This window comes from Endozoicomonas sp. (assembly GCF_051008435.1).
Taxonomy (GTDB): Bacteria; Pseudomonadota; Gammaproteobacteria; order Pseudomonadales; family Endozoicomonadaceae; genus Endozoicomonas_A.
The window spans coordinates 1-2,088 of sequence record NZ_JBPCXO010000547.1 but is presented as its reverse complement, the minus strand read 5'-3'; the positions used below and the strand labels follow the sequence as shown (position 1 = coordinate 2,088).

The following is a 2,088-nucleotide window of genomic DNA, read 5'->3' as shown; positions in this document are numbered from 1 at the left end:
CCCCATAAATTCATGCCCATGCCGGGCGTACCAAGGCGTTGCAACTGACCCAAGAGGCATTGAAGTGATCCACTTCAATCCAGAGTCGCTTCGATTAAGTGCAAGGGCAGTTGAACTAAGCGTTAGCCGTCTGCAATACTCAAAGTTTGTCAAGTAAACTGTAGGATGTGAATATTTTTATGTTGTTATATTTATCCTTGAACTGTCGTATTACATCACGACAAGAATCGCATACAGGTAGTTCAGAATGTAGATAAACAGCCGCTTTCGAATGGCTTTTGACTTTTTTGTCCAAGTATTCAAAAATCTTCACTTCTGCATCACATGAACGGTCATGGCCAATATCAAAAGTTTCAAATGATCTATCTCGGGGAGCAGGTAAACCAATTCTTGATTCAACTCCACTAATAGCTATAAGTTCGTCAGTGTTAGATGCGGAATATTTAATCACTGCAATCGCTATATTTCTATCACCAATATTAACTTTGGAGGCTTTTCTGAAATAGCTTATTTTTCTAGATAATATATCTGTATAATTGTGCTTTGCTCTGGAGTTATAACGAATCCGTTCTGAGCGAGGCATAGTTTTTTGCTTTGATTCAGATTCTTTTCTTCCATGAAAACCAGCTTTACGCTTAGCGGGGCAACCTGAAAGCACTCCTGCAATCACAGGCTTCTTTAATATAGGTTCCATTTATATACTTCCCTGTGAACGATTCATTAAAGAATTGGACAGATAAAAAGCAGTAAAGTTCAAACCAAATATCAGATAAACGGCTAACGAATAAGAATAGATTGCGCGCAGCCGCAATCTTATCCTGTTGTTGCACAAGCCCAGGTTGAATTCTAATGAGGATGGTCTATTGAAGTTTACTTTTCTAAGAACTATCTGATCTGCGAATATTGACTCTATTCGCTTTATTTGAGGTGAGCGGCATCCGACCACTGCATTATAGTCATCCCGTGCCTTATAACACTATCTTACGAAGTCTGTTTTTCCCTGTTGGTGAATGGAGGGTGGAGGTTCCGTGGCAAGGCTTTAGTGAGGTTTCATAAACCTGAAGGCAATGTGCCTCATAGACTCACCACAATGTCTGCACTTGAAAACGGGGCGAATGACCGGCTCCACTGCCTTGACCACCACGTTCAGAATCAGCTGTACCAGCGATAGTTTCTTTTTTGCATTACTGTGCAAAAATCCATAATCACGAGCGCGTCGAAATCGTCTGGGCAACACATGTTTCAGCACCAGCCACAGGAAATCTTCACCGGGCAATGTTCGGGTGTCTGTTTTTCCGGTTTCGCTGTTTATGTAGGAGAAGGTCACTGTTCCTTTCTGACTGGTCAGTACATTTTTGTCGTTGATACCCCCTTTATAGAGATAACGGGACAGGTATTTCAGAGCCGGTAGTCCCTTACCGACGTGTTGGCAGTTCACTACCCACTCTTTAGGTAGGTGCATTTTCAGATTCAGAGATAGTAAGCCCTGTTCGTCCAGTGATTTGAGGAGTTTGGCGCGAAAGACTCTGCCCAAGTTCTTACCATTGAACAGATATTTACCCTTGAACTTTCTCCACTCTTTTCGTCGGAGGTTAATACCGCCGCCAGGTACCACAAAGTGAACATGGGGATGGTAATCCAGCCGTCGGCTGTGCGTGTGCAGAACGCCGGTCATTCCAAGATCGGCATCAAGATGTTTGTCGTTGGCGCCAAATTGTTTCAGTGAAGTAAAAGGAGTGAAGTAAAAGGGAAGTAAAAGGGAAGTAAAAGGGACATCCACACATTTGACTAACCGACCGGTTGAACTATTTTTCTCCTGTTCCTGATATTTATCCTTCTGAACAGGAGTCCTTATGACCCGAGCCCGCAGCAGCCTGATTGACCCAGGCTCAACACCGTATTATCACTGTATGGCTCGGTGCGTTCGCAGGGCTTACTTATGTGGTGAGGATCATCTGACTGGGAAGAGTTTTGAGCATCGTCGGCAGTGGGTGGTTGACCGGTTACAGGCACTGGTTTCCATCTTTGCCATTGAAGTCTGTGCCTACGCTGTGATGTCCAATCATTATCATGTGGTACTTCACATTA

Annotated in this window: 1 protein-coding gene and 2 pseudogenes; 1 reads left to right on the top strand and 2 read right to left on the bottom strand. The window is 43.7% G+C overall.

All coding sequences use genetic code 11. The features are described 5' to 3' along the window. Positions 1-139: 139 nt before the first annotated feature. Together ACR2PX_RS28195 and ACR2PX_RS28190 are read right to left on the bottom strand one after the other, a co-directional pair. Positions 140-694 carry a deaminase domain-containing protein gene (locus tag ACR2PX_RS28195; protein ID WP_434002679.1) on the bottom strand — a complete coding sequence of 185 codons (555 nt, stop codon included), beginning with the start codon at positions 692-694 and terminating at the stop codon, positions 140-142. Between the two features lie 345 nt (positions 695-1,039). Beyond that, a pseudogene (locus tag ACR2PX_RS28190) lies at positions 1,040-1,738 on the bottom strand (IS91 family transposase); the annotation flags it as partial. 115 nt (positions 1,739-1,853) lie between these two features. Here ACR2PX_RS28190 and ACR2PX_RS28185 point away from each other — a divergent pair. Further along, positions 1,854-2,088 (top strand): annotated as a pseudogene (locus tag ACR2PX_RS28185) (transposase); the annotation flags it as partial.